This is a genomic window from Pseudomonas putida (assembly GCF_028682475.1).
Lineage (GTDB): Bacteria > Pseudomonadota > Gammaproteobacteria > Pseudomonadales > Pseudomonadaceae > Aquipseudomonas > Aquipseudomonas putida_AG.
Map to the genome: position 1 here is coordinate 1 of NZ_JANHLE010000020.1, position 22,479 is coordinate 22,479.

Consider the following 22,479-nt stretch of genomic DNA (forward strand, 5'->3'; position numbering starts at 1 on the left):
ATCACCGTAATCGGTGTCCGGTAAAACTTGACCAGAACAGATTGCCCCGCGATTTGATCAATACAGATTGATCAGCGCTTGTCTTCAACCTTCCAGGCATTGCCGTCGTAGAACGCACGCCAGCCGGTCGGCTTGCCCTCGACCTCAGTCTGCACGTACTGCTCCTTGGTCTTGCGGCTGTAGCGAATCACTGCCGGACGGCCATCAGGATCCTTCTTCGGCGCTTCGCAGAGGAAGTGGTACTTCGGATCGATTTCGTCCTTGTGCGGAATGATCTCGATCACCAGTGGCGCACGGGTCTCGCGGTTTTTCGGGAACTGGCTGGCCGCCAGGAACAGACCCGAAGCACCATCACGCAGCACATAGGTGTCATTGACCTTTTCGCACTTGAGTTCCGGCATCTTCACCGCATCCATCTTCGGCGGCGCCGCTTCGCCGCTCTTGAGCAGCTTGCGGGTGTTCTTGCACTCGGCGTTGGTGCAGCCGAAGAACTTGCCGAAACGACCGGTCTTGAGCTGCATTTCGCTACCGCACTTGTCGCACTCCAGGCTCGGCCCTTCGTAGCCCTTGATGCGGTAGTTGCCTTCTTCGATCTCGTAGCCGGTGCAATCAGGGTTGTTACCGCAGATGTGCAGCTTGCGCTTCTCATCCAGCAGATAGGCATCCATCGCTGTCGAGCAGATCGGGCAGCGGTGCTTGTTGAGCAGCACGCGCGACTCCGACTCACCCTCGTCGTCGGCGGCGATTTCATCGCCTGGCACCAGGTTCACAGTGGCCTTGCAACGCTCTTTGGGCGGCAGGCTGTAGCCCGAGCAACCGAGGAACACGCCGGTGGAGGCGGTACGGATCATCATCGGCCGACCGCAATCCTTGCACGCAATGTTGGTCAGGGTCGGCTGATTGGCACGCATGCCCTTCTCGCCATCCTCGGCCAGCTTCAGCTTGTTGCTGAAATCGCCGTAGAACTCGTCCAGCACGTTTTTCCAGTCGCGTTCGCCCTGGGCCACGTCATCGAGGTTCTCTTCCATGCCAGCGGTGAAGCCGTAGTCCATCAGGTTGGAGAAGCTCTCGGACAGGCGCTCGGTGACGATGTCGCCCATCTTTTCGGAGTAGAACCGACGGTTGTGCAGGGTCACGTAGCCGCGATCCTGAATGGTCGAAATGATCGCCGCGTAAGTGGAAGGACGGCCAATGCCGCGTTTTTCCATTTCCTTGACCAGACTGGCCTCGGAGTAACGCGCAGGCGGTTTGGTGAAGTGCTGGCTTGGGTCGATCTGGATCAGCTTGAGCACTTCGCCCTGGTTCATCTCAGGCAGCACGTCGTCATCGCCCGGTTTGCTCTGCTGTGGCAGCACACGGGTGTAACCGTCGAACTTGAGGATACGGCCTTTGGCACGCAGCTCGAAGTCACCGGCAGTGACGCTGACGGTGGTCGACAGGTACTGCGCCGGTGGCATCTGGCAGGCCAGGAACTGGCGCCAGATCAACTCGTACAAACGCTCGGCATCACGTTCCATGCCGCTGAGCTTGGTCGGATGGGTGTTGACGTCGGAAGGTCGAATCGCTTCGTGCGCCTCCTGGGCACCCTCTTTGCTGCCGTAGACGATCGGCGCCTCAGGCAGGTATTTCTTGCCGAACTCGCTTTCGATGTAGCTGCGAGCCATTTCCACCGCATCGACCGAAAGGTTGGTCGAGTCGGTACGCATATAGGTGATGTAGCCGGCTTCGTACAGACGCTGGGCCATCATCATGGTCTTCTTCACCCCGAAGCCCAGGCGGTTGCTCGCAGCCTGCTGCAGGGTGGAGGTAATGAACGGTGCCGACGGCTTGCTGCTGGTCGGGCGATCTTCACGCTTGGCGACGGTGTAGCTGGAAGACTTGAGCTTCTCCAGCGCGGCCATGGCCTGGGTTTCGTTGAGCGGCTTGAAGGCTTCGCCCTTCTCCCGTGCCACTTCGAAACGCACCTTGGCATCCTTGGCGGTGCCAAGGTCGGCATGCACTTCCCAGTATTCTTCCGGGATGAACGCGCGGATCTCGCGCTCACGCTCAACCACCAGCTTTACCGCTACCGATTGCACACGACCGGCGGACAGACCACGGGCGATCTTCGACCACAGCAGTGGCGAGACCATGTAGCCCACCACGCGGTCGAGGAAGCGACGCGCCTGCTGGGCATTGACCCGATCGATATCCAGTTCGCCCGGCTGCGAGAACGCTTCCTGGATGGCCTTCTTGGTGATTTCGTTGAACACCACGCGCTTGTAGCGGCTGTCGTCACCACCGATGGCTTCGCGCAGGTGCCAGGCAATGGCTTCCCCCTCGCGATCCAAGTCGGTTGCGAGATAGATGGTGTCGGCATCTTTGGCCAGACGACGCAGTTCTTCGATGACCTTTTCCTTGCCCGGAAGGATCTCGTACTTGGCCTTCCAGCCGTGGTCCGGATCAACCCCCATGCGCGCGACCAGTTGCTTGCGCGCCTTTTCTTTCGGCGACAGGGCTGGCGCTTCGCCTGCAGCGGCCTTGCCACGCTTGGCGGCGGGCTCTTTGCTGGCGCTGGCCGAACCGCTGGTGGGCAGGTCTCGGATATGGCCGATACTCGACTTCACCACGTACTGGCTGCCCAGGTACTTGTTGATGGTCTTGGCCTTAGCCGGGGATTCCACAATGACCAGCGATTTGCCCATGGATCGGAAAATTCCTGAATACTGAAAATAAAAACACGGCAGGTACCTGACGCGGCACCGCTATATATAGTGGCAACAGAGTGAGGTCAAGCGCGAGGCGTTAGCCACCCTCGGCATCTGGCCGGGAAAACAGCTCGGCTTCAGCCTTGACCAAAGCAAAGCGCGGCACTTGCTCGCCGTCAACCTCAACCGACTCCATAAACATCGAAAGGGGTCGAACCCAGAGGCCGAACTCGCCGTACAGGGCCTGGTAAAACACCACCCACTCCTCGGTTTCGGAATGGCGCGCCGTGCCGAACACACGATACTCAGGCCCCTTGTAATGCCGGTATACGCCTGGTTGTATCTGCATGTTGCTCGCCCTCTTGAAAAAAAATTTCTGCAAAAACAAAAACCGGGGCACCAGGCCCCGGTTTCCGTCAGCTAAACGCTTAAACGCGTTCGAAGACGGTGGTGATACCTTGGCCCAGGCCGACGCACATGGTCGAAACGCCGAAGGTCCCGCCATTCTGCTTCATGACGTTGAGCAGAGTGCCGGAAATCCGCGCACCAGAGCAACCGAAAGGATGACCCAGGGCGATGGCGCCGCCGTGCAGGTTAACCTTCTCATCCATCTTGTCGAGCACTTTCAGATCTTTCAGCACTGGCAAGGCCTGTGCCGCGAAGGCTTCGTTGAGCTCGAAGAAGTCGATGTCGGCAATGCTCAGACCCGCGCGCTTGAGCGCTTTCTGGGTTGCCGGTACCGGACCGTAGCCCATGATTGCCGGGTCGACACCGGCCACGGCCATGGAACGGATCACGGCCAGCGGCTGGATACCCAGGTCCTGGGCACGTTGGGCCGACATGACGATCATGCACGAAGCGCCGTCGGTGATCTGCGACGACGTACCGGCAGTCACGGTACCACCTTTCGGGTTGAAAGCCGGCTTCAGGGCCGCCAGGCTTTCCAGGGTGGTGTCCGGGCGAATGGTTTCGTCGTAGTCGAAGACTTTGAGGAAGCCGTTCTCGTCGTAGCCCTGCATCGGGATGATTTCATCCTTGAACTTGCCTTCGACCGTCGCCTGGTGGGCGAGCTGGTGCGAACGCAGGCCGAACAGGTCTTGCTGCTCACGGCTGATGCCGTGCATCTTGCCAAGCATTTCGGCGGTCAGGCCCATCATGCCCGAAGCCTTGGCGGCGTACAGCGACATGTGCGGGTTCGGATCGACACCGTGCATCATGCTGACGTGGCCCATGTGCTCGACGCCACCGACGACGAACACGTCGCCGTTGCCGGTCATGATCGCCTGCGCTGCGGTGTGCAGGGCGCTCATGGACGAGCCACACAGACGGCTGACGGTCTGGCCGGCCGCAGTGTGCGGGATCTGGGTCATCAACGACGCCATGCGGGCGATGTTCCAGCCCTGCTCCAGGGTCTGGTTGACGCAGCCCCAGATCACGTCTTCGACTTCGTTAGGGTCGACCTTGGTGTTGCGCTCCAGCACCTTGCTGATCAGGTGCGCGGACATGTCTTCGGCGCGGGTGTTGCGGTGCATGCCACCCTTGGAGCGGCCCATCGGCGTGCGACCGAAGTCGACAATCACCACGTCTCTTGGATTCAGGCTCATATATTCTCTCGCTCTCTATCGTTGGGCGCTTAACCGAAGAAGCTCTGGCCGTTTTTGGCCATTTCACGCAGCTTCGCGGTGGGGTGATACAGCGGACCCAGATCGGCGTACTTGTCTGCCAGGGCAACGAATTCTGCAACACCGATCGAGTCGATGTAGCGCAGCGCACCGCCACGGAACGGAGGGAAACCGATACCGTAGACCAGACCCATGTCGGCTTCGGCGGCGGTTTCGACGATACCGTCTTCCAGGCAACGAACGGTTTCCAGGCACAGCGGCACCATCATCCAGTTGATGATGTCTTCGTCAGTGACTTCACGCTGCTCGTAGATGACCGGCTTGAGCACTTCGAGGACAGCCGCATCGGCGACTTTCTTCGGCTTGCCGCGCTTGTCGGTCTCGTAGGCGTAGAAGCCCTTGCCGTTCTTCTGGCCCAGGCGGTTGGCTTCGTAGAGCGCGTCGACGGCCGAACGACGGTCGTCCTTCATGCGGTCCGGGAAGCCTTCGGCCATAACGTCACGGCCGTGGTGGCCGGTGTCGATACCAACCACGTCCATCAGGTAGGCCGGGCCCATCGGCCAACCGAATTTTTCCATGATTTTGTCGATGCGCACGAAGTCGACACCGGCGCTGACCAGCTTGGCGAAACCGCCGAAGTACGGGAACAGCACGCGGTTGACCAAAAAGCCCGGGCAGTCGTTGACCACGATCGGGTTCTTGCCCATTTTCTTGGCGTAGGCAACGGTGGTGGCTACGGCCACGTCGCTGGACTTCTCGCCACGAATCACTTCCACCAACGGCATCATGTGCACCGGGTTGAAGAAGTGCATGCCGACGAAGTTTTCCGGGCGTTTGAGCGCCTTGGCCAGCAGGTTGATGGAGATGGTCGAGGTGTTGGAGGCCAGAATGGCATCTTCCTTCACCTGGCCTTCCACTTCAGCCAGTACCGCTTGCTTGACCTTCGGGTTCTCGACCACGGCTTCAACGACGATATCGACGTTGGCGAAGTCGCCATAGGACAGGGTCGGGCGAATCGCGTTCAGCGCTTCAGCCATTTTCGCCGGGGTCAGGCGGCCTTTTTCAACGCGCTTGCCGAGCAGCTTGGAGGCTTCGTTCAAGCCCAGCTGGATGGCGCCTTCGTTGATGTCCTTCATCAGGATCGGGGTGCCCTTGACCGCCGACTGGTAGGCGATGCCGCCACCCATGATGCCGGCGCCGAGGACGGCGGCCTGCTTCACGTCACGCGCGATTTCGTCGTGGGCCTTGGCCTTGCGCTTGAGCTCCTGGTCGTTGAGGAACAGACCGATCAGGCTCTCGGCAACCGAAGTCTTGGCCAGTTTGACGAAGCCGGCAGCTTCGACTTCCAGGGCTTTGTCACGACCGAAGTTGGCCGCCTTCTGGATGCTTTTGATCGCTTCGACTGGCGCCGGGTAGTTCGGGCCCGCCTGACCGGCGACGAAACCTTTGGCGGTTTCGAACGACATCATCTGCTCGATGGCGTTGAGCTTGAGCTTCTCAAGCTTCGGCTGACGCTTGGCCTTGTGATCGAACTCGCCGCTGATGGCGCGCTTGATCAGGTCCAGTGCTGCGGCCTGAAGCAGCTCAGGGGCTACCACGGCATCGACGGCGCCGACTTTCAGGGCGTCTTCAGCACGGTTTTCCTTGCCGGCGGCAATCCACTCGATGGCGTTGTCGGCACCGATGATGCGCGGCAGGCGCACAGTACCGCCAAAGCCCGGGTAGATACCCAGCTTGACTTCCGGCAGGCCGATCTTGGCGTTGCTGGACATCACGCGGTAGTCGGCAGCCAGGCACATTTCCAGACCGCCGCCCAGGGCGATGCCGTTGATCGCGGCAACAGTCGGCACGGCCAGGTCTTCGAAATCGCTGAAAATCCGGTTGGCTTCCAGGTTGCCGGCGACCAGTTCGGCCTCGGGCAGCTTGAAGTTATCGACAAACTCAGTGATATCCGCGCCGACGATGAACACGTCCTTGCCACTGCTGACAATCACGCCTTTGATCGATGCGTCGGCCTTGATGGTGTCTACGGCCTGACGCAATTCGTTCAGGGTAAGACGGTTGAACTTGTTGACGGACTCACCCTTGAGGTCGAACTTCAGTTCGACGATGCCGCTTTCAAGAGCCTTAACCGTGATGGCTTTACCTTCGTAAATCATCAACTGATCTCCACGATATGGAAGCTGAACTGTACACGCCGAACGCTGGTGAAGGACCCGGCCGGCCGTTGGCCGTGAGTTGCCGAATCCTTGCGCCAGGCACACCCGTCAGCGCGATAGTCGGGATTCTGTAAGAGCCTTCTGACAATACAAACGCTCAATTCATACGCCCGTTTGATTTGGGTATGCACACATTCAACGAAAAGATCGCCGTTGTCAAATGCCCGAAAGCGGTGTGAAAACGCGACTTTACGGTCACTTTCTGCTGAGCAGGAGCAAATACGGGTATCAGTGATCGAAGCGTATTCACGCCAACGATAATGGACAAAGGCTTACACACGCCTGCACAGGATCAACGCAGGGTCGGTGGGAGCGGGCTTGCCCCGCGATTCGCGTTTTGTCGGGGAAATCGTCTCGCGAGGCAAGCTCGCTCCCACAGGGAGTCCGCTACACTGGGAAGGAATCAAGAATTAGACCGGCCTGCCTGGCCCGCCTGCCCGATACGACTATCGGGCTTTTTATTGCTTGCGATCAGGCCAGGGCTTTGAGCACCGCGGCAATATCCTGCAATACAGCCGTTTCACCCCGCTCCCCCCAGTAGAGGGCAACCATTTGCGGGCCGGCTTCGACCTTGTAGACGCTTTCCGGCAAGCGGGCGAAATGCTCTGCCAGCACAGGATCGGCACATGGCTCACGCCATTGGTTGAGCCAGGTGCCCGGGGTGGTTTGCCAGTAGCTCCAGCTGTCTGCCCTGCCCTGGCGCCGCGGCCGCACGTATTGCGCGCAGGGGCTTGGCGGCTCTTTGGGCAGCCAGTGCGGCCACTGCTGAGGCGCCAGTTGCATGGTCAAGCCCATGCGCCGGGCTTCCATACGCAAAGCCATGCGGCCACTCTGGTTACGCGAAGGACGCAACCAGGCCAAGGGGCTGAGAATCAGCGCAAGGATTGACACCACTACCCAGACCGTCATATCTGTTGTTCCCATAAAGCTTTGCAAATGAGCTGGTTAGCCGAGGTTCTGAGCGATCAGCCTGAAACCGACCATACTTGAACTATCGCGACTGTCAGGAGAGCCTCTCATGCCCTACGAACACATACTGGTTGCCGTCGACCTGACCGAAGAATGCGATCCGGTCATCAAGCGCGCCATGACATTGGCTGCATCGACCGAGACCAAAGTTTCTCTGGTGCATATTGTCGAGCCCATGGCCATGGCGTTTGGTGGCGATGTGCCGATGGACCTGTCCCAGCTGCAGCAACAACAGTTCGACCAGGCGAAAGAACGCATGGACCGCCTGTTCGTCAAATACCCTGAGATCAAGCGCGGCGACTCACACCTGACCTACGGACAACCCCGCCAGGAGATCCATCAACTGGCGAAGGAGAATGCCTGCGACCTGATCGTGGTCGGCAGCCACGGCCGTCACGGTCTGGCCCTGCTGCTGGGCTCCACCGCCAACGACGTCCTGCACGGCGCACCTTGCGATGTGCTTGCTGTCCGCCTGCTGAAAAGAGAGTAACCCGATTAGCCCGGCGCAGCGTGCGCCGGGCTCCTGCCTTTAGCTGTCGAGTTCGGCCCAGCGCTCCACCAGCACATCCAGTTCGGCCTGCATCTGCTCCAGGCGCGCCAGTACGGCGGAAGTCTGGTCGATCGGGCGCTGGTAGAAGGCTGGGTCGGAAATTTCTTCCTGCACCGCTGCCATCTTCTGCTCCAGTTCGTCGATCTGGCCCGGCAAGGCTTCCAGCTCGCGCTGCAGCTTGTAGCTGAGCTTTTTCTTCGGCGCCTCGGCGACCGGTGCTGCTGCCGGCGCCGGAGCAACGGCTTCAACCACCGCCGTGTTCAGCTCCGACTTGCCCGACTTGCTCTCGGTAACGCCCAGCAATTTTGGCGAGCCACCCTGACGAATCCAGTCCTGGTAACCACCGACGTACTCGCGCACCTTGCCCTCGCCCTCGAAGACCAGGGTGCTGGTGACCACGTTGTCGAGGAAGGCCCGGTCGTGGCTGACCATCAGCACGGTGCCCTTGAACGCCGACAGCACTTCTTCGAGCAGTTCGAGGGTTTCCACGTCGAGGTCGTTGGTCGGTTCGTCGAGCACCAGCAGGTTGGCCGGCTTGCTGAACAGTTTGGCCAGCAGCAAGCGCGCACGCTCACCACCGGACAGCGCCTTGACCGGCGTGCGGGCACGCTGCGGGCTGAACAGGAAGTCGCCCAGATAGCTGAGGACGTGACGGTTCTGGCCGTCGATCTCGATGAAGTCGCGACCTTCGGAGAGGTTGTCGATGACGGTCTTTTCCAGGTCCAGCTGATGGCGCAGCTGGTCGAAATAGGCCACTTCCAGGCGGGTGCCGGACTCGACTTTACCGCTGGTAGGCTCAAGATCGCCAAGCATCAGTTTGAGCAAGGTGGTCTTGCCGGTACCGTTGGCGCCGAGCAGACCGATGCGGTCCTCGCGCTGCAGGACCATGGAGAAATCCTTGACCAGCTGCGGGCCGCCGGGATGGCTGAAGCTGACGTTTTCCAGGACCATCACCTGCTTGCCGGATTTCTCCGCAACATCAAGCATGATATTGGCCTTGCCCTGACGCTCGCGGCGCTCGCCGCGCTCAACGCGCAGCGCCTTGAGAGCGCGCACGCGGCCTTCGTTACGGGTACGCCGGGCCTTGATACCCTGACGGATCCACACTTCTTCCTGGGCCAGCTTCTTGTCGAACAGCGCGTTGGCGGTTTCTTCAGCGGCCAGCGCGGCTTCCTTGTGCACCAGGAAGCTGGCGTAGTCACCGTTCCAGTCGATCAGGCCGCCACGGTCCAGCTCAAGGATGCGCGTGGCCAGGTTTTGCAGGAAGGAACGGTCGTGGGTGATGAACAACACGGCACCGCCAAAACCGCTGAGGGCTTCTTCAAGCCAGGCAATGGCACCGATGTCCAGGTGGTTGGTCGGTTCGTCGAGCAGCAACAGGTCGGGCTCGGACACCAGCGCCTGGGCCAGCAGCACGCGACGGCGCCAGCCACCGGAAAGCTCGGCCAGGGTCTTGTCGGCTGGCAGCTGCAGACGGCTCAGGGTACTGTCGACCAGTTGCTGCAGGCGCCAGCCATCACGCGCTTCCAGGTCGTGCTGGACGTGCATGAGCTTTTCCAGGTCGGCATCGCTGTGGATGTTCTGGCTCAGGTGGTGATATTCAGCCAGCAAGGCGCCGACACCGTCGAGGCCCTCGGCCACCACGTCGAACACGGTACGACCGTCGGCCACCGGCAGTTCCTGCGGCAGCTCGCCAATCTTCAGCCCAGGGGCGCGCCAGACATCGCCGTCGTCAGGCTTCTGATCGCCCTTGACCAGGCGCAGCATGCTCGACTTGCCGGTACCGTTACGGCCGATAATGCACACCCGCTCACCACGGGCGATCTGCCACGACACCTTGTCCAACAACGGCATGGCGCCGAACGCAAGGGACACATCGCTTAATTTGAGCAGGGTCATGATCTTCTCCAAAAACCGGGCGCGCATTCTACCCGACTTGAGCCCGCTTCACATTAAGCAGGCGCGCCACCGGACAGATCCGACGACAGGCCGTGTGATTACAACTGGATACAAGCACAATGCTTTCATCCGCCTACGGCAAACGGCTAAGCTTAAGCAACGCAATCCCAACAGTGCTGGCTTCGCCGTCACTTTTCATGGTCAAACTGCCCGGAAGTCTCATGCGCAGCCGCCTGTTAAATCTAGTTTCCTGCCTGCTTCTCTCGGCTTCTGCCGCCAGCGTCGCCCAGGCCACCGACATCACCGTGCAGCGCCAGTACTATGACGAGGCAAAACGCGCCCTGGCCAAAGGTGACAAGGGTCCCTACCTGCGTTATGCGCAAGCATTGAGCGACTATCCGCTGACGCCTTATCTGGCCTATGACGAGCTGACCGCGCGTCTGAAAACCGCCAGTAATGCCGAGATCGAAAAATTCCTCGCCGCCCATGGCGACCTGCCCCAGGCCAACTGGATGAAATTGCGCTGGTTGCGCTGGCTGGCAGAGCGCGGCGAGTGGGAGACCTTCAGCCGTTACTACGACCCGAAGCTGAACTTCACCGAACTCGATTGCCTCAATGGCCAGCGCCAGCTGATTCAGGGCCAGCGCGCCGAAGGCTATGCCTCGGCAGAAAAGCTCTGGTTGGTGGGCAAGTCCCAGCCAGCCGCTTGCGACCCATTGTTCGACCGCTGGGCGGCCGAAGGCCAGCTCAGCGAGCAGAAACGCTGGCAGCGTACCAAGCTGGCGGCGCAAGCGCGCAACTATGCCTTGGCCAACAGCCTGACCAAAACCCTCACCACCCTCGCCCCGCAGGGTCGATTGCTGGTTGATGTGGCACAGAAACCACAACTGTTGAACCAGCCTGGACGCTTCGTACCCGTCAACGAGGCCATGTCCGACGTGGTCAGCCTCGGCCTGCGCCGCTTGGCACGCCAGGACCCAGAGCGGGCCATGAGCCTGCTGGACGACTATGCCAACCGCATGCATTTCTCCCGTGACGAGAAAGTCGCCATCGCCCGCGAAATCGGCCTGACCCTGGCCCGCCGCTACGACCCGCGCGCCCTGGACCTGATGACCCGCTACGACCCTGAGCTGCGCGACAACACCGTGACCGAATGGCGTCTGCGCCTGTTGCTGCGTCTGGGCCGCTGGGAAGATGCCTACGAGCTGACCAAACGCCTGCCCCAGGACCTGGCCAGCAGCAACCGCTGGCGTTACTGGCAAGCGCGCAGCCTTGAACTGGCGCAGCCACAGAACCCGCAGATCCCGCTGCTGTACAAAACCGTGGCACGCGAGCGTGACTTCTATGGCTTCCTCGCCGCCGATCGGGCGAAAACCCCGTACCAGCTGAACAACAAGCCATTGGTACTGAGCCATGCGGTGATGAACAAGGTGCGCAACACACCGGGTATCCGTCGCGCTCTGGAATTCCATGCCCGCGGCCAGATTGTCGATGGCCGCCGTGAGTGGTACCACGTCAGCCGCCACTTCAGCCGTGACGAAATGGTCGCCCAGGCGCGTCTGGCCTACGACATGCGCTGGTACTTCCCGGCAATCCGCACCATCAGCCAGGCGCAATACTGGGACGACCTGGATATCCGCTTCCCGATGGCCCACCGCGATACCCTGGTGCGTGAAGCCAAGGTACGTGGCCTGCACTCGAGCTGGGTGTTTGCCATCACCCGCCAGGAAAGTGCGTTTATGGAGGACGCCCGCTCCAGCGTTGGCGCCAGCGGCCTGATGCAACTGATGCCGGCCACTGCCAAGGAGACTGCGCGCAAGTTCAGTATTCCACTGGCCTCCCCGGCCCAGGTGTTCAACCCGGACAAGAACATCCAGCTCGGTGCCGCGTACCTGAGCCAGGTGCACAGTCAGTTCAACGGCAACCGGGTGCTGGCTTCCGCGGCCTATAACGCGGGTCCGGGCCGTGTACGGCAATGGCTGCGTGGCGCCGACCACCTGAGCTTCGATGTCTGGGTGGAGTCGATCCCGTTTGATGAGACTCGTCAGTACGTGCAGAACGTGCTGTCCTACTCGGTAATCTACGGACAGAAGCTCAATTCGCCGCAGCCGCTGGTGGACTGGCATGAGCGCTATTTTGACGATCAGTAGTTGAATGCAGTCGCGGGGCAAGCCCGCTCCCACAGGGTGATATAGAGCCCGGTGGGAGCGGGCTTGCCCCGCGATTTATTACTCCAGCACCGTCACCGGCATCCCCACCTCAATCACCCCGCCACCATCAGCCACCAGGTTCTGCCCGAACAGCACATCCCCCTCCTTCTGCCGATAGGTTTTGAGTGTGGTCAGCGGCTCGCGATCCGCACTGCGCTCGCCTGTCTGCGGATCGATGGTCGTCATGATGCAGCGTTCGCAAGGCTTGAGCACTCGAAACTCTACCTCGCCAATGCGGATGCGCTTCCAGCCATCTTCAGCAAAAGGCTCGGCACCCTCCACCACCAGATTAGGACGAAAGCGCTGCATCTCCAGCGGCCGGCCGAGCCGCTGCACCAGATCGTCGAGCGACGCCTGGCCAATCAGCAGTAAAGGGAATCCGTCGGCAAAGGCCACCCGATCATTGACTAGGCCATAACCGCCCGGCAGGAAACGGCTGCGCGCCTCAGGTACATAGACCAGGCGCACCTCCTTGCCGATAAACTCGCTGAGCCACTGCGCAGCGCCATCACCAGCATCCGGGACGCGAAAGGTGTCGCGCCAGATCGTGACGCCGCGCAGATCGCTGTCCGCCTGCGGCACGCCAACCCGCAACGCAGGTCGCCCAGGCGCCTCCAGGGTCAGCTCGCCGTCAACGCCATACAACGCCGTCAACTGGCTCATCTGCGGGTACGCGCGCTGAGTCAGGAAGCGGCCATTGTCGCGCTCTACAAGCATCCAGCGACGGTCGCCATCCAGTCCCAGCAGGCCCAGCGACGAGGTTTGCAGCGCCTCGCCGCGCGCGGACTTGAGCGGATATCGGTACAACGCACTCAATTGCATCGGTGACCTGTCCTTTTGCCGGTTCAAAGCCCTAGCTTATACCGACTCAGGCTGTCGCTTCATCCAGCATCAAGCGTTGGCGAACAACATCGACCAGCTTGTCGGGCTGGAACTTGGAGAGGAAATTGTCACAACCGACCTTCTTCACCATCGACTCGTTGAAACTACCCGACAGCGAGGTGTGCAACACCACATGCAACGCACGCAGACGCGGGTCGTTACGGATCTCGGTAGTTAAGCGGTAGCCGTCCATCTCCGGCATTTCGGCATCGGTGAAAATCATCAACAACTTCTCACACATGTCTTCGCCAGCGTCGGCCCAGCCTTTGAGCATGCGCAAGGCCTTGAGGCCATCACTGGCGACATGCATTTTCACCCCCAACTGAGACAAGGTGTCGCGCAACTGAGCCAAGGCCACCGTGGAATCGTCCACCAACAGCACCTCACGACCACGGGCACGCGCCAACACCGGGTCCTCCAGCTTGTCGCGCGAGACCTTGGCGCTGTAAGGCACAATTTCAGCCAGCACTTTCTCTACGTCGATGATCTCCACCAGTTGCTCGTCGACCTTGCTGATGGCCGTCAGGTAATGCTGACGACCGGCGCTGGTGGGCGGCGGCATGATGGCTTCCCAGTTCATGTTGACGATGCGGTCGACCCCACCGACCAGGAACGCCTGCACCGAGCGGTTGTACTCGGTAACGATAATGGTGCTGCCAGGCCCCGGCGTAAGCGGGCGCATGCCGATCGCCTGGGACAGGTCGATCACTGGCAGTGTCTGCCCACGCAGGTTGACCACGCCACAGACGAACGCATGACGCTGTGGCATCAAGGTCAGCTTGGGCATCTGCAGCACCTCCTGAACCTTGAACACGTTGATCGCGAACAACTGCCGCCCGGCCAGGCGGAACATCAGGATTTCCAGGCGGTTCTCACCCACCAGCTGCGTTCTTTGGTCTACTGTGTCGAGAATGCCAGCCATTAAAGAACCCCCAGGCTTGTTCCAAGAAATGAACCCATTGGCTCTGTATCGGCCAGATCAGGCACAGCTTGACCCCCTGAAGAAAATGCTCAGCCGGTCATTGATGTCATTTTAACATCATGCTTTACTGCGCTCAGCCCCTTCCTGTCGTAAACACCCGCAAAGGGTCGTAAACACACCACCTCATCAGGGAAACCCCTAGTAGCAATCGGGTGAGACCTGATGTTCGCGATATCCATTAGCCATTAATGTGACGCCATTCTCATTGCATGAACGGAGTCAGGCTTTTGTCAGCGATCGCCTCGTTGTGGCCAGCCCCTGCTCCAGCCCTTTGTGCTGGAGCCAAATGATGGCTAACGAATCACTGAACAGCTGCGCCCTGCAGGATTTTCTGGTGGACGCCCAGGTCTTGCTGACCCAGGCCGAGGAGTGCCTGCAGCACCTGGAACTGATCGACAACGATCCGGATGCCTGCCACTGCCTCAACGACACCTTGGCCACGCTAGTGACTCGCGCCCACGCCTTGGGGCTCCTGGAAGTGGCCAGTTACAGCCAGCAGCTGCAACATTTGCTGGAAACTGCGCACAACCCTTCGCGCCTGCCTGGCAGTGCCTTGCCGGCGCTGGAAGAATGCCTGACCCTGCTGGCCTGGCAACTGGAGCTGGTTGATCCGCACACAGGCCGCCTGAGCCTGGATACCGATGAACAGATGCTGCTGCTGGATAACCTGGCAGCCGCCTTGAACACTGGTTGCGCTTCCTGCCACTCAAGCATGACCCCCTGCGACCATCCACCGCACTTACCGCGAAAGGCAACTGGACGCCAAACTACGGGCAACTAAAGGGTCATCGACAAAGATCCAGCAGCAGGTGCTTACAGTGCTCCGCGCTACACACTAAACAATAACTTTTCCTGCTTGCCGATCATTCTGCAGTCGTTTGCACAACTGCAGTCTTACTTTATCTCGTGGGCGCATTATGCCTTATAAAGTAGTGGCAAAGTGCTAGACCCGAACGCACAACGGCCCCCTGTATCAGCCCGTAAAATCTGACGTTTCAGACAGTTATCAGAGTTCGCCACCCTTGGGACCTGAAGTGATACCATGCGCGCATTGAAGGTTAGCCAGACCTTGGCCGATCACACCTTCAACGGTTTTTCTCTTGGCACAGGTATTCATTACTGCGCCTGGCGCCGACATATAAGTAATGTTGAAGGCAACACGACAACGCCTCTAAGTTTGACCTGTTCAAGGCTTTCTTCAGCGATATTTCAGTGGCTTCATTTTCTATGCTCTCAAGCCTCACTAGATTCAAGCTCTGGCGCCCCGGGGCCGCTCTACTGCGCGGGCTGACCGCGCTCCTGTGCCTGGCCTCGATCATCGCCAACCTGGCGTTGTACCTCCACGCGCTGCCGATGCCGGCCAGTGTGCTGATCCTGCACATCGTTGCGATGCTGAGCATTGGCTGGCACCTGCGCCGCTGGGCACGGTCGATTGCCCTGCGTCCGGCAGAACTAGCCGATCGCCTGCTCAAGGTACAGGAGAGCGAGCGTCAACGCCTGAGCCGGGAGCTGCACGACGATATCGGCCAACTGCTGACAGCCGCTAAACTCCAGGCCGACTGGCTGCAACGCCGTGTTCCAGATGACCTGCGGGATCACTGCAGCACCCTGCGCAGCACCCTGGACGACACTCTGGCCAATGTCCGCGATGTCTCGGCCATTCTCAACCCGCGCCAGCTGTCCAGCCTGGGACTGGAGGCGAGTTTGCGCGCACACTTGCTGCGTACGCTGGAAAACACCAATGTGCACTGGAGCCTTGAGTGTCACCAGCGTCTGGGCGGGATACCTGAAGAGATGGCCATCGCAGCCTTTCGCATCACCCAGGAAGCGGTCACCAACATGCTTCGTCATGCCAGCGCGCACAATCTGGTTGTCTGCATTCAGCGCCAGCCTGAAGGCCTGAGCTTGTCGATCAGCGACGACGGCCTGGGTTTCCTGCCCGCCAGCAATCCTGCAGATGAAGGACAATGCGGCATGGCCGGCATGCTTGAGCGTGCCGCACTGCTTGATGGCACACTGTCAGTCAGCAGTCAGCCCGGCAAAGGCACCCGAATCGATGCCCTGTTCCCCTGGCCTCCACGCACCCTTGAACGCGCCAAGAAAAATAACGCCCCATGACCTGTAAATTGCTGTTGGTAGATGACCATTCACTGATTCGCGCCGGGGTTCGCGCCCTGGTCTCGGATATACCCGGATACACCGTGGTAGGTGAAGGCAATGATGGCAGTCAGGTGGCCGAACTGGTACTGCAGCTGGATCCGGATATTGTCCTGCTGGACATTTCGATGCGCGCGACCAATGGCCTGGACGCCCTTGCCCAGCTAGGCTCCAGCGGCTGTCGTAGCAAAGTGCTGATCCTGTCAATGCACACTGACCCCGAACTGATCATGCAGGCCCTGGAAAGTGGCGCCCATGGCTACCTGCTCAAGGACACCACTGCCACCGAACTGGAGCAAGCCCTGGCTGCACTGCGCAACGGCGAGCGCTACCTGAGCCCGGCGATAGCCCACACCGTGATCAATCAGGCCCTGCTGCGGACCCAGAGCGCCAAGGCACCGGCCTCGGAAAACCACAATCTGACGGCCCGCCAACTGGAAATCCTGCGCTTGATCGTGCGCGGCAAATCCACCCGCGAAATTGCTAACGGCCTGGGCTTGAGCATCAAGACCGTGGAGACCCACCGTTCACAAATCATGAAACGCCTGCAGATCTACGACGTCGCCGGCCTGGTTCTGTTTGCCGTGCGCGAGCAGATCATCAGCCTCGACGACTGAGCAGTGGCGAATCATGCGGCAGGTGCACGCGCAAGGCGCCTGCCAATGCTGCGAAACGCAGACTGTCGCCCTGCAACGGCTCGCCATCAAGATTGATATCCAGGCCTTGCGAGCTCTTGATCTCGACCCAGGGCAAGCGCGCTCGCACAAACATGTTGTCCAGGCCCAAACCGTCACTGAGCAGGCTGCGCAAGGTGCCCACCACTTCCTGAGGGGCCGGCAAAATGCTGATATCCAACAGCCCATCATCAACATACGCCTGCGGGCACAGCACATGCCCTCCACCGGCCTGACGGCCGTTGCCGATCCCCAGAGCCAACAAGTCACCCTGCCATTGAAAGCCCGGGCCATGCAACTCCACCGAGGCCGCACTGAGCTCGCTGAAGCGCGACAGACCGGTGAACAGGTAGGCTGCCGCGCCCAGTACTTTCTTCAGGTCTTCGGAGGTATTGGCGGTGACCTGACTGCCAAATCCGCCCGTGGCCATGTTGAGAAACACCTGCTCCCCCACCTGCCCAAGGTCAATGGTTTGCGCCGCAGTCTCCAGCAGCGCAAGCGCCTGCTCAGGGTCCAGCGGAACTCCAGCAGCGCGGGCAAAGTCATTGGCCGTTCCCAGCGGCAGGAGCAGCAGGCTTGCCGGGATAGCGGCTCGGACCATGGCTTCGGCAACATCGCGCAAGGTGCCGTCTCCCCCACCGGCCACCACATGCTCATAACCGCCAGCTTTGGCCTCGTTGACCAGCCGTGCGGCATCGCCGGCCTCCCACGTCAGGCGCACATCAAACTGCCAGCCACGTTCGCGCAGCGCCTCGACGGCGGCACGCACCTGCTCGTTCATGGCTTGCTTGCCATGCAGGATGATCAAGCTTTTGTGCTTCGTCATGGTGCTTCCCCCGCGTCAGAATCTCGAGCATCTCGACCGCAGGACAAGGGCTTTTGCTGCACGCCCAATGGTCGAAAGAATCGAAAACTTGCCGAGCATTCACACAAATATCATTGAAAGCAGGAACGCCCGGGTGCATCATTCGACAAATATTTGGCCTTCAAGGAAGATGCCGATGGTAAAAGTCATTTTATTGACTCATTACGCGAGCGCCTGCCAGGTCCCGGTTTCCCTTTACTGCACTGTAGTTTCAGTGCCCTGACTCAAGGCTGTGAAATGAGCGTTTTGATCCCCTGCATCATCGCCGGCGGCGCCGGCACTCGCCTCTGGCCGGTTTCCCGCGAAACCATGCCGAAACCGTTCATGCGCCTGCCCGATGGCCAGAGCCTGCTACAAAAGACCTTTTCCCGCGCCAGCGCGCTACCCGATGTCGAGCGGGTACTGACGGTGACCAACCGGGAAGTGTATTTCCGCACTCAGGATGAGTACCGCCAGCTAAACCAGGCCGGTATGGCGCTCGACTTCATTCTCGAGCCCTTTGGCCGCAATACTGCGCCAGCCATCGCTGCAGCCGCCCTGCATTGCGCCAAACTGTATGGCGAAAACGCCTTGCTACTGGTGTTGCCTGCCGATCACCTGATCAACGACCTGCCAGCCTTCGAACAGGCGGTCGCGCAAGCCCGTGATCTGGCCCAACAAGGTTGGCTGACCACTTTCGGCCTGATGCCCAGCCACGCCGAAACCGGATTTGGCTATATCGAGAAAGGCCAGGCCCTGGGCGTGCAAGGTTACACAGTACAGCGCTTTGTCGAAAAACCCGACGCCGCCACCGCCCAGCACTACCTCGAGGGCGGCCAGCACCTTTGGAATGCCGGCATGTTCTGCATGCGCGTCGATGCCATCCTGGCAGAACTGGACCGCTATGTTCCGGACCTGCTCGCCAGCGTCCACCACTGCCTGCAACACAGCCCAAGCAAACAGGGTGAGAGTGAACTGCAACTGGAACTCGACCCGCAGACCTTCGAAAGGGTCCCGGACATTTCCATTGACTACGCGGTAATGGAAGCCTCCAGCCAGGTGGCCGTACTACCCGCGGACCTGGGCTGGAGTGACATCGGTTGCTGGCAGGCGGTACGTGGCCTTACGCAAGCCGACCAGAATGGCAACCAGTGCAATGGCGAGACCGTCCTGCATGACGTCTCCAACTGCTACATCGACTCACCCCGCCGCCTGGTCGGTGCCGTGGGCCTCGACAACCTGATCATCATCGACACTCCCGACGCCCTGCTGATCGCCGATGCGGCGCGCAGCCAGGAGGTCAAGGTGATCGCCCAGCAACTAAAACACCAAGGCCACGATGCCTATCGACTGCACCGCACGGTGAACCGTCCATGGGGCATGTACACGGTGCTCGAGGAAGGTCCGCGCTTCAAGATCAAGCGCATCGTGGTGCGCCCGCAGGCGTCGCTGTCACTGCAGATGCACCACCACCGCAGCGAACACTGGATTGTGGTCAGCGGCATGGCCTGCGTGACCAACGGCGAAGACGAGTTTTTGCTCGACACCAATGAATCGACCTTCATCAAACCGGGGCGGGTACATCGCCTGACCAACCCTGGGGTGATCGACCTGGTCATGATCGAAGTACAAAGTGGCGAATATATGGGCGAGGACGACATCGTGCGCTTTACTGATATCTATGGACGCGCCCCGGAAGCAGCCAGCAGCTGACTCCCCAGGCGCGTCCATTCATATCTGCATGCCGTTACCCGCCTGGTAACAGAGGAAAGGGGTCATGCGCGTACTCTGGACACTGCCTTACCTGCCCTGGCCAACCACCAGCGGCGGCAAAACCCGGCAATACCACCTGCTGCGCAGCCTGGCGCAGCGTGGCCACCAGATCACCCTGCTGGTGCAGTCGAAAATCCCGCCCAGCGAGGCGGCACGCCAGGCGCTCGAGCCCCTGCTCGAACGCCTGATCGTGTTACCCAGGCGCCCTCTGCACAGCCCACTGAACCTGCTGGCTGCGGTCTATGCCGGCTATCCCATGCGAGCCAGTGTCAACGGCCTGGCTCCGCACCTGCGCCATTGCTTCGAACAACTGCTGGAAGAACGCTGGGATGTCATCCAGATCGAGCACAGCTATAGCTTTCAGCCCTTCGAAAAGGCCCTGCAAGCGCGACGCCTGCCCTTCCTCCTCAGTGAACACACTATCGAATCGGTTTCCGGCGCCGCCTGCCATGACCGCCTGCCGCTGTGGCTGCGACCGTTCAATGCCTTCGACCGCTGGCGCTACCGGCGCTGGGAAAACCGCGTGCTGGGCCAGGCCCATGAAGTGGTGGCGGTCAGCCCCAAGGATGTCGAGCACATCAGCCGCCTGACCGGCAATCCCGCTTCACTGGTGATCAATGGCGTGGATTGCGCGCACTATCAGGATATCCAGCCGTCTGCGCACAGTCAGCGCCTGTTGTTTGTCGGCAATTTTGAGTACGGCGCCAGTCTCGAAGCCATCGAGTGGGCACTGGAGGATATCCTCCCGCAAGTCTGGCAGAGCAACCCTGCGGTGCGCCTGGCTGTGGTCGGACATGCGTTGCCGGACAGCTGGAAATCGCGCTGGAGCGACCCGCGTATCGAATGGGTCGGCTACCTGCCTGACTTGCGCGATCTGCAACGCCGTTCGGCGATATTCTTCGCCCCCATGCGCTATAGCGGCGGCTCGAAGATCAAGGTGCTGGAGGCCATGGCTGCCGGATTGCCGGTGGTCACCACAACCAAGGGGGTATCCGGGTTACAAGTGACCCACGGCGAACACTATCTGGGCAGTGACGACGGCGATCACCTGGCCTTGCTCATCACCCAGTTGCTCAACCAGCCCTGGCGCATGCGTCAGTTGTCGGATGCCGCACGCCAGTTCGTCAGTGACCGGCATGACTGGAGCATTGCCGCCGCCCAGCTGGAAAGCGTGCATGCGCGCCTGAGCCAGCACGCGCCGACGATAAGCGAGCTGAGCAACAACGGGTTGCTCGGTCGCTCAACCGAGTAATTCACTCAAGGGAATGAACTGCACAGTATCGCCTTTGCCAAGTGTAGTACCCTCACGGACCTCCACCAGGCCCTCGGCCCAGGCCGCGCTGCGCAGCACGCCGGAACTCTGGTTCTTGTAGATCTGCGCACACCCCTGATCCAACCGTGCGCGCAGGTACTCTCGACGATTGCCGGCCTTGGGCCAGTCGAAACCAGCCGGTACCGGGAACTGCAGCGGGGTCACCTCCTGCACACCCTGACGGCGCAGCAGATACGGGCGGGTGAGCAGACCGAAAGTCACCAGGGTCGACGCCGGATTGCCGGGCAAACCGATCACCGGCACGCCTTTATAGTGACCGAAGGTCAATGGCTTGCCGGGCTTGATTGCCAGCTTCCAGAGTGCCAGTTCGCCTGCTTCGCGCAACGCCAGGCCAAGGTAGTCAGCCTCACCCACGGAAACACCACCGGTCGAGAGGATCAAATCGACCTGACCCAGACCCGCCAGGCAATCACGGGTTTTTTGCAGGTCGTCAGCAAGAATCCCCGCATCGATCACTTCACAGCCCAGGCGCTGCAGCCAACTGACCAGCAGGCGCCGATTACTGTTATAGATCTGCCCTGGCCCCAGCGGCAAGCCCGGCTCCACCAGCTCATCGCCGGTGGACAACACAGCCACCTTGACCCTGCGCACCACCGTCAGCGTGGCACAGCCCAGCGTTGCAGCCAGCCCCAGCTCGATCGGCCCCAGCCGCGTACCCGCCGCCAGTACCGACTCGCCAACCCGGGTTTCCTGGCCTTGCGGGCGCACATTCTGACCGGCGCGCAGCGGTTCGTTGAAACGCACCCGCTGATCTTGCAGAACCTCAGCGTTCTCCTGCATCTCGACACAATCAGCACCCAACGGCAACGGTGCTCCGGTGAAGATCCGTGCACAGGTGCCTGGTTGCAGCGGCTCAGGGGCATGACCTGCGAAAATTCGCTGGCTGACCGGCAACGCCTCGCCCTGCCAGTCGGCCAGGCGCAAAGCATAACCGTCCATGGCACTGTTGGGCCAAGGCGGCAGATCGAGGCTGGCAATCAGCGCCTCGGCCAGCACCCGCCCCTCAGCCTGCGCCAGGGCTACCTGCTCAGTCTCGATGATGGGCGCGGACTCAGCCAGTGCCAGCAAGCGTGCCAGTGCGTCTTCAACCGGCATCAACGGCTTGTTCACAGGCACCTCAACCACGGCTGGCGCAGGGCTCGGCCTGCTTGAGATGGGTCACGAAGTTGCACGGGCGATGGCGGGCATCGAGCTGCTCGGCAAGGATGCCATCCCAGCCGGTGCGCACAGCATTGGTCGAGCCGGGCAGGCAGCAGACCAGGGTACCGTTGGCCAACCCGGCCAGGGCACGCGACTGAACCGTCGACGTACCGATGTCAGCCAAGGAGATCTGGCGGAACAACTCACCGAAGCCATCGACCTGTTTATCCAGCAGGCAGGCAACCGCCTCCGGGGTACTGTCACGACCGGTGAAGCCGGTGCCGCCCGTGATCAACACCACCTGCACCTGTTCATCGGCAATCCAGGTGGCGACCTGGGCGCGAATCTTGTACAGATCGTCCTTGAGCAGCACCCGTGCCGCGAGGCCGTGACCGGCCTCGGTCAGGCGATCGACAAATACCTGGCCAGAGGTGTCGGTTTCCAGGGTACGGGTATCGCTGACCGTCAACACCGCGATGTTCAGCGGCACGAAAGGTATATCTGCCTTGGCTTTCATGGGACCTTGATCCATTGAGGG

At 60.6% G+C, this 22,479-nt stretch carries 17 protein-coding genes and 1 pseudogene; 7 read left to right on the top strand and 11 right to left on the bottom strand.

Annotation, left to right across the window (positions count from 1 at the left end; translation table 11 throughout):
- Positions 1-71 precede the first annotated feature (71 nt).
- The 5 genes from topA to NPS47_RS17055 form a co-directional block, all read right to left on the bottom strand.
- Positions 72-2,684 carry a type I DNA topoisomerase gene (gene topA / locus NPS47_RS17035; protein WP_274295996.1) on the bottom strand — a complete coding sequence of 871 codons (2,613 nt, stop codon included), beginning with the start codon at positions 2,682-2,684 and terminating at the stop codon, positions 72-74.
- A 100-nt stretch (positions 2,685-2,784) separates the two neighbouring features.
- Positions 2,785-3,036 carry a DUF1653 domain-containing protein gene (locus NPS47_RS17040; protein WP_038608885.1) on the bottom strand — a complete coding sequence of 84 codons (252 nt, stop codon included), beginning with the start codon at positions 3,034-3,036 and terminating at the stop codon, positions 2,785-2,787.
- A gap of 79 nt (positions 3,037-3,115) precedes the next feature.
- The gene (gene fadA, locus NPS47_RS17045) at positions 3,116-4,291 is read right to left on the bottom strand and encodes an acetyl-CoA C-acyltransferase FadA (RefSeq protein ID WP_274295997.1); all 1,176 of its coding nucleotides are present in this window, start codon (positions 4,289-4,291) and stop codon (positions 3,116-3,118) included.
- A 29-nt stretch (positions 4,292-4,320) separates the two neighbouring features.
- Positions 4,321-6,468, bottom strand: a complete 2,148-nt coding sequence (fadB, locus tag NPS47_RS17050; RefSeq protein WP_274295998.1) for a fatty acid oxidation complex subunit alpha FadB — start codon at positions 6,466-6,468, stop codon at positions 4,321-4,323.
- A 531-nt stretch (positions 6,469-6,999) separates the two neighbouring features.
- A complete protein-coding gene (locus NPS47_RS17055) occupies positions 7,000-7,437 on the bottom strand; it encodes a hypothetical protein (protein ID WP_274295999.1) in 438 nt (145 codons plus the stop codon).
- Positions 7,438-7,546: 109 nt separating this feature from the next.
- Here NPS47_RS17055 and NPS47_RS17060 point away from each other — a divergent pair, with 109 nt between their 5' ends.
- Positions 7,547-7,987 (top strand): universal stress protein, encoded by a 441-nt coding sequence (locus NPS47_RS17060; RefSeq protein ID WP_274296000.1) that lies wholly within the window; start codon positions 7,547-7,549, stop codon positions 7,985-7,987.
- Between the two features lie 39 nt (positions 7,988-8,026).
- Here the strand turns inward: NPS47_RS17060 and NPS47_RS17065 are convergent, their stop codons facing one another.
- Entirely contained in the window at positions 8,027-9,946 is a 1,920-nt protein-coding gene (locus NPS47_RS17065; RefSeq protein ID WP_274296001.1) for an ATP-binding cassette domain-containing protein, read from the bottom strand.
- 221 nt (positions 9,947-10,167) lie between these two features.
- Here NPS47_RS17065 and NPS47_RS17070 point away from each other — a divergent pair, with 221 nt between their 5' ends.
- Positions 10,168-12,096, top strand: coding sequence for a transglycosylase SLT domain-containing protein (locus tag NPS47_RS17070; RefSeq protein WP_274296002.1), 1,929 nt, complete (start codon positions 10,168-10,170; stop codon positions 12,094-12,096).
- A 78-nt stretch (positions 12,097-12,174) separates the two neighbouring features.
- Here NPS47_RS17070 and NPS47_RS17075 read toward each other — a convergent pair whose 3' ends face one another.
- Both NPS47_RS17075 and NPS47_RS17080 read right to left on the bottom strand, forming a co-directional pair.
- Positions 12,175-12,978, bottom strand: a complete 804-nt coding sequence (locus NPS47_RS17075) for an MOSC domain-containing protein (protein WP_274296003.1) — start codon at positions 12,976-12,978, stop codon at positions 12,175-12,177.
- 46 nt (positions 12,979-13,024) lie between these two features.
- On the bottom strand, positions 13,025-13,960 hold the full coding sequence (locus tag NPS47_RS17080; RefSeq protein WP_274296004.1) for a chemotaxis protein CheV: 936 nt from the start codon (positions 13,958-13,960) through the stop codon (positions 13,025-13,027).
- Between the two features lie 349 nt (positions 13,961-14,309).
- Here NPS47_RS17080 and NPS47_RS17085 point away from each other — a divergent pair, with 349 nt between their 5' ends.
- The 3 genes from NPS47_RS17085 to NPS47_RS17095 all read left to right on the top strand — a co-directional run bounded on the left by NPS47_RS17085 (position 14,310) and on the right by NPS47_RS17095 (position 16,794).
- A complete protein-coding gene (locus NPS47_RS17085; protein ID WP_274296005.1) occupies positions 14,310-14,801 on the top strand; it encodes a histidine kinase in 492 nt (163 codons plus the stop codon).
- Between the two features lie 446 nt (positions 14,802-15,247).
- Positions 15,248-16,138 (top strand): sensor histidine kinase, encoded by an 891-nt coding sequence (locus tag NPS47_RS17090; RefSeq protein WP_274296006.1) that lies wholly within the window; start codon positions 15,248-15,250, stop codon positions 16,136-16,138.
- Entirely contained in the window at positions 16,135-16,794 is a 660-nt protein-coding gene (locus NPS47_RS17095; RefSeq protein ID WP_274296007.1) for a response regulator, read from the top strand. Before NPS47_RS17090 ends, NPS47_RS17095 begins: the two co-directional genes overlap by 4 nt.
- On the opposite strand, the gene yegS is transcribed toward NPS47_RS17095, so the two are convergent.
- Positions 16,778-17,677, bottom strand: a complete 900-nt coding sequence (gene yegS, locus NPS47_RS17100; protein WP_274296008.1) for a lipid kinase YegS — start codon at positions 17,675-17,677, stop codon at positions 16,778-16,780. The genes NPS47_RS17095 and yegS overlap by 17 nt on opposite strands.
- Positions 17,678-17,953: 276 nt before the next feature.
- Here yegS and NPS47_RS17105 point away from each other — a divergent pair, with 276 nt between their 5' ends.
- Complete coding sequence (locus NPS47_RS17105) at positions 17,954-19,408, top strand: mannose-1-phosphate guanylyltransferase/mannose-6-phosphate isomerase (protein ID WP_274296009.1); 1,455 nt, start codon at positions 17,954-17,956, stop codon at positions 19,406-19,408.
- A 64-nt stretch (positions 19,409-19,472) separates the two neighbouring features.
- Positions 19,473-20,720: a glycosyltransferase family 4 protein gene (locus NPS47_RS17110; RefSeq protein ID WP_274296010.1), complete on the top strand. Its 1,248-nt coding sequence runs from the start codon at positions 19,473-19,475 to the stop codon at positions 20,718-20,720.
- Here the strand turns inward: NPS47_RS17110 and glp are convergent.
- Positions 20,709-21,918 (bottom strand): annotated as a pseudogene (gene glp / locus NPS47_RS17115) (gephyrin-like molybdotransferase Glp); the annotation flags it as partial. The gene NPS47_RS17110 and the pseudogene glp sit on opposite strands and share 12 nt — an antisense overlap.
- Positions 21,919-22,458 (bottom strand): molybdenum cofactor biosynthesis protein B, encoded by a 540-nt coding sequence (moaB, locus tag NPS47_RS17120; RefSeq protein WP_274296011.1) that lies wholly within the window; start codon positions 22,456-22,458, stop codon positions 21,919-21,921. It abuts the pseudogene before it with no gap.
- Positions 22,459-22,479 lie beyond the last annotated feature (21 nt).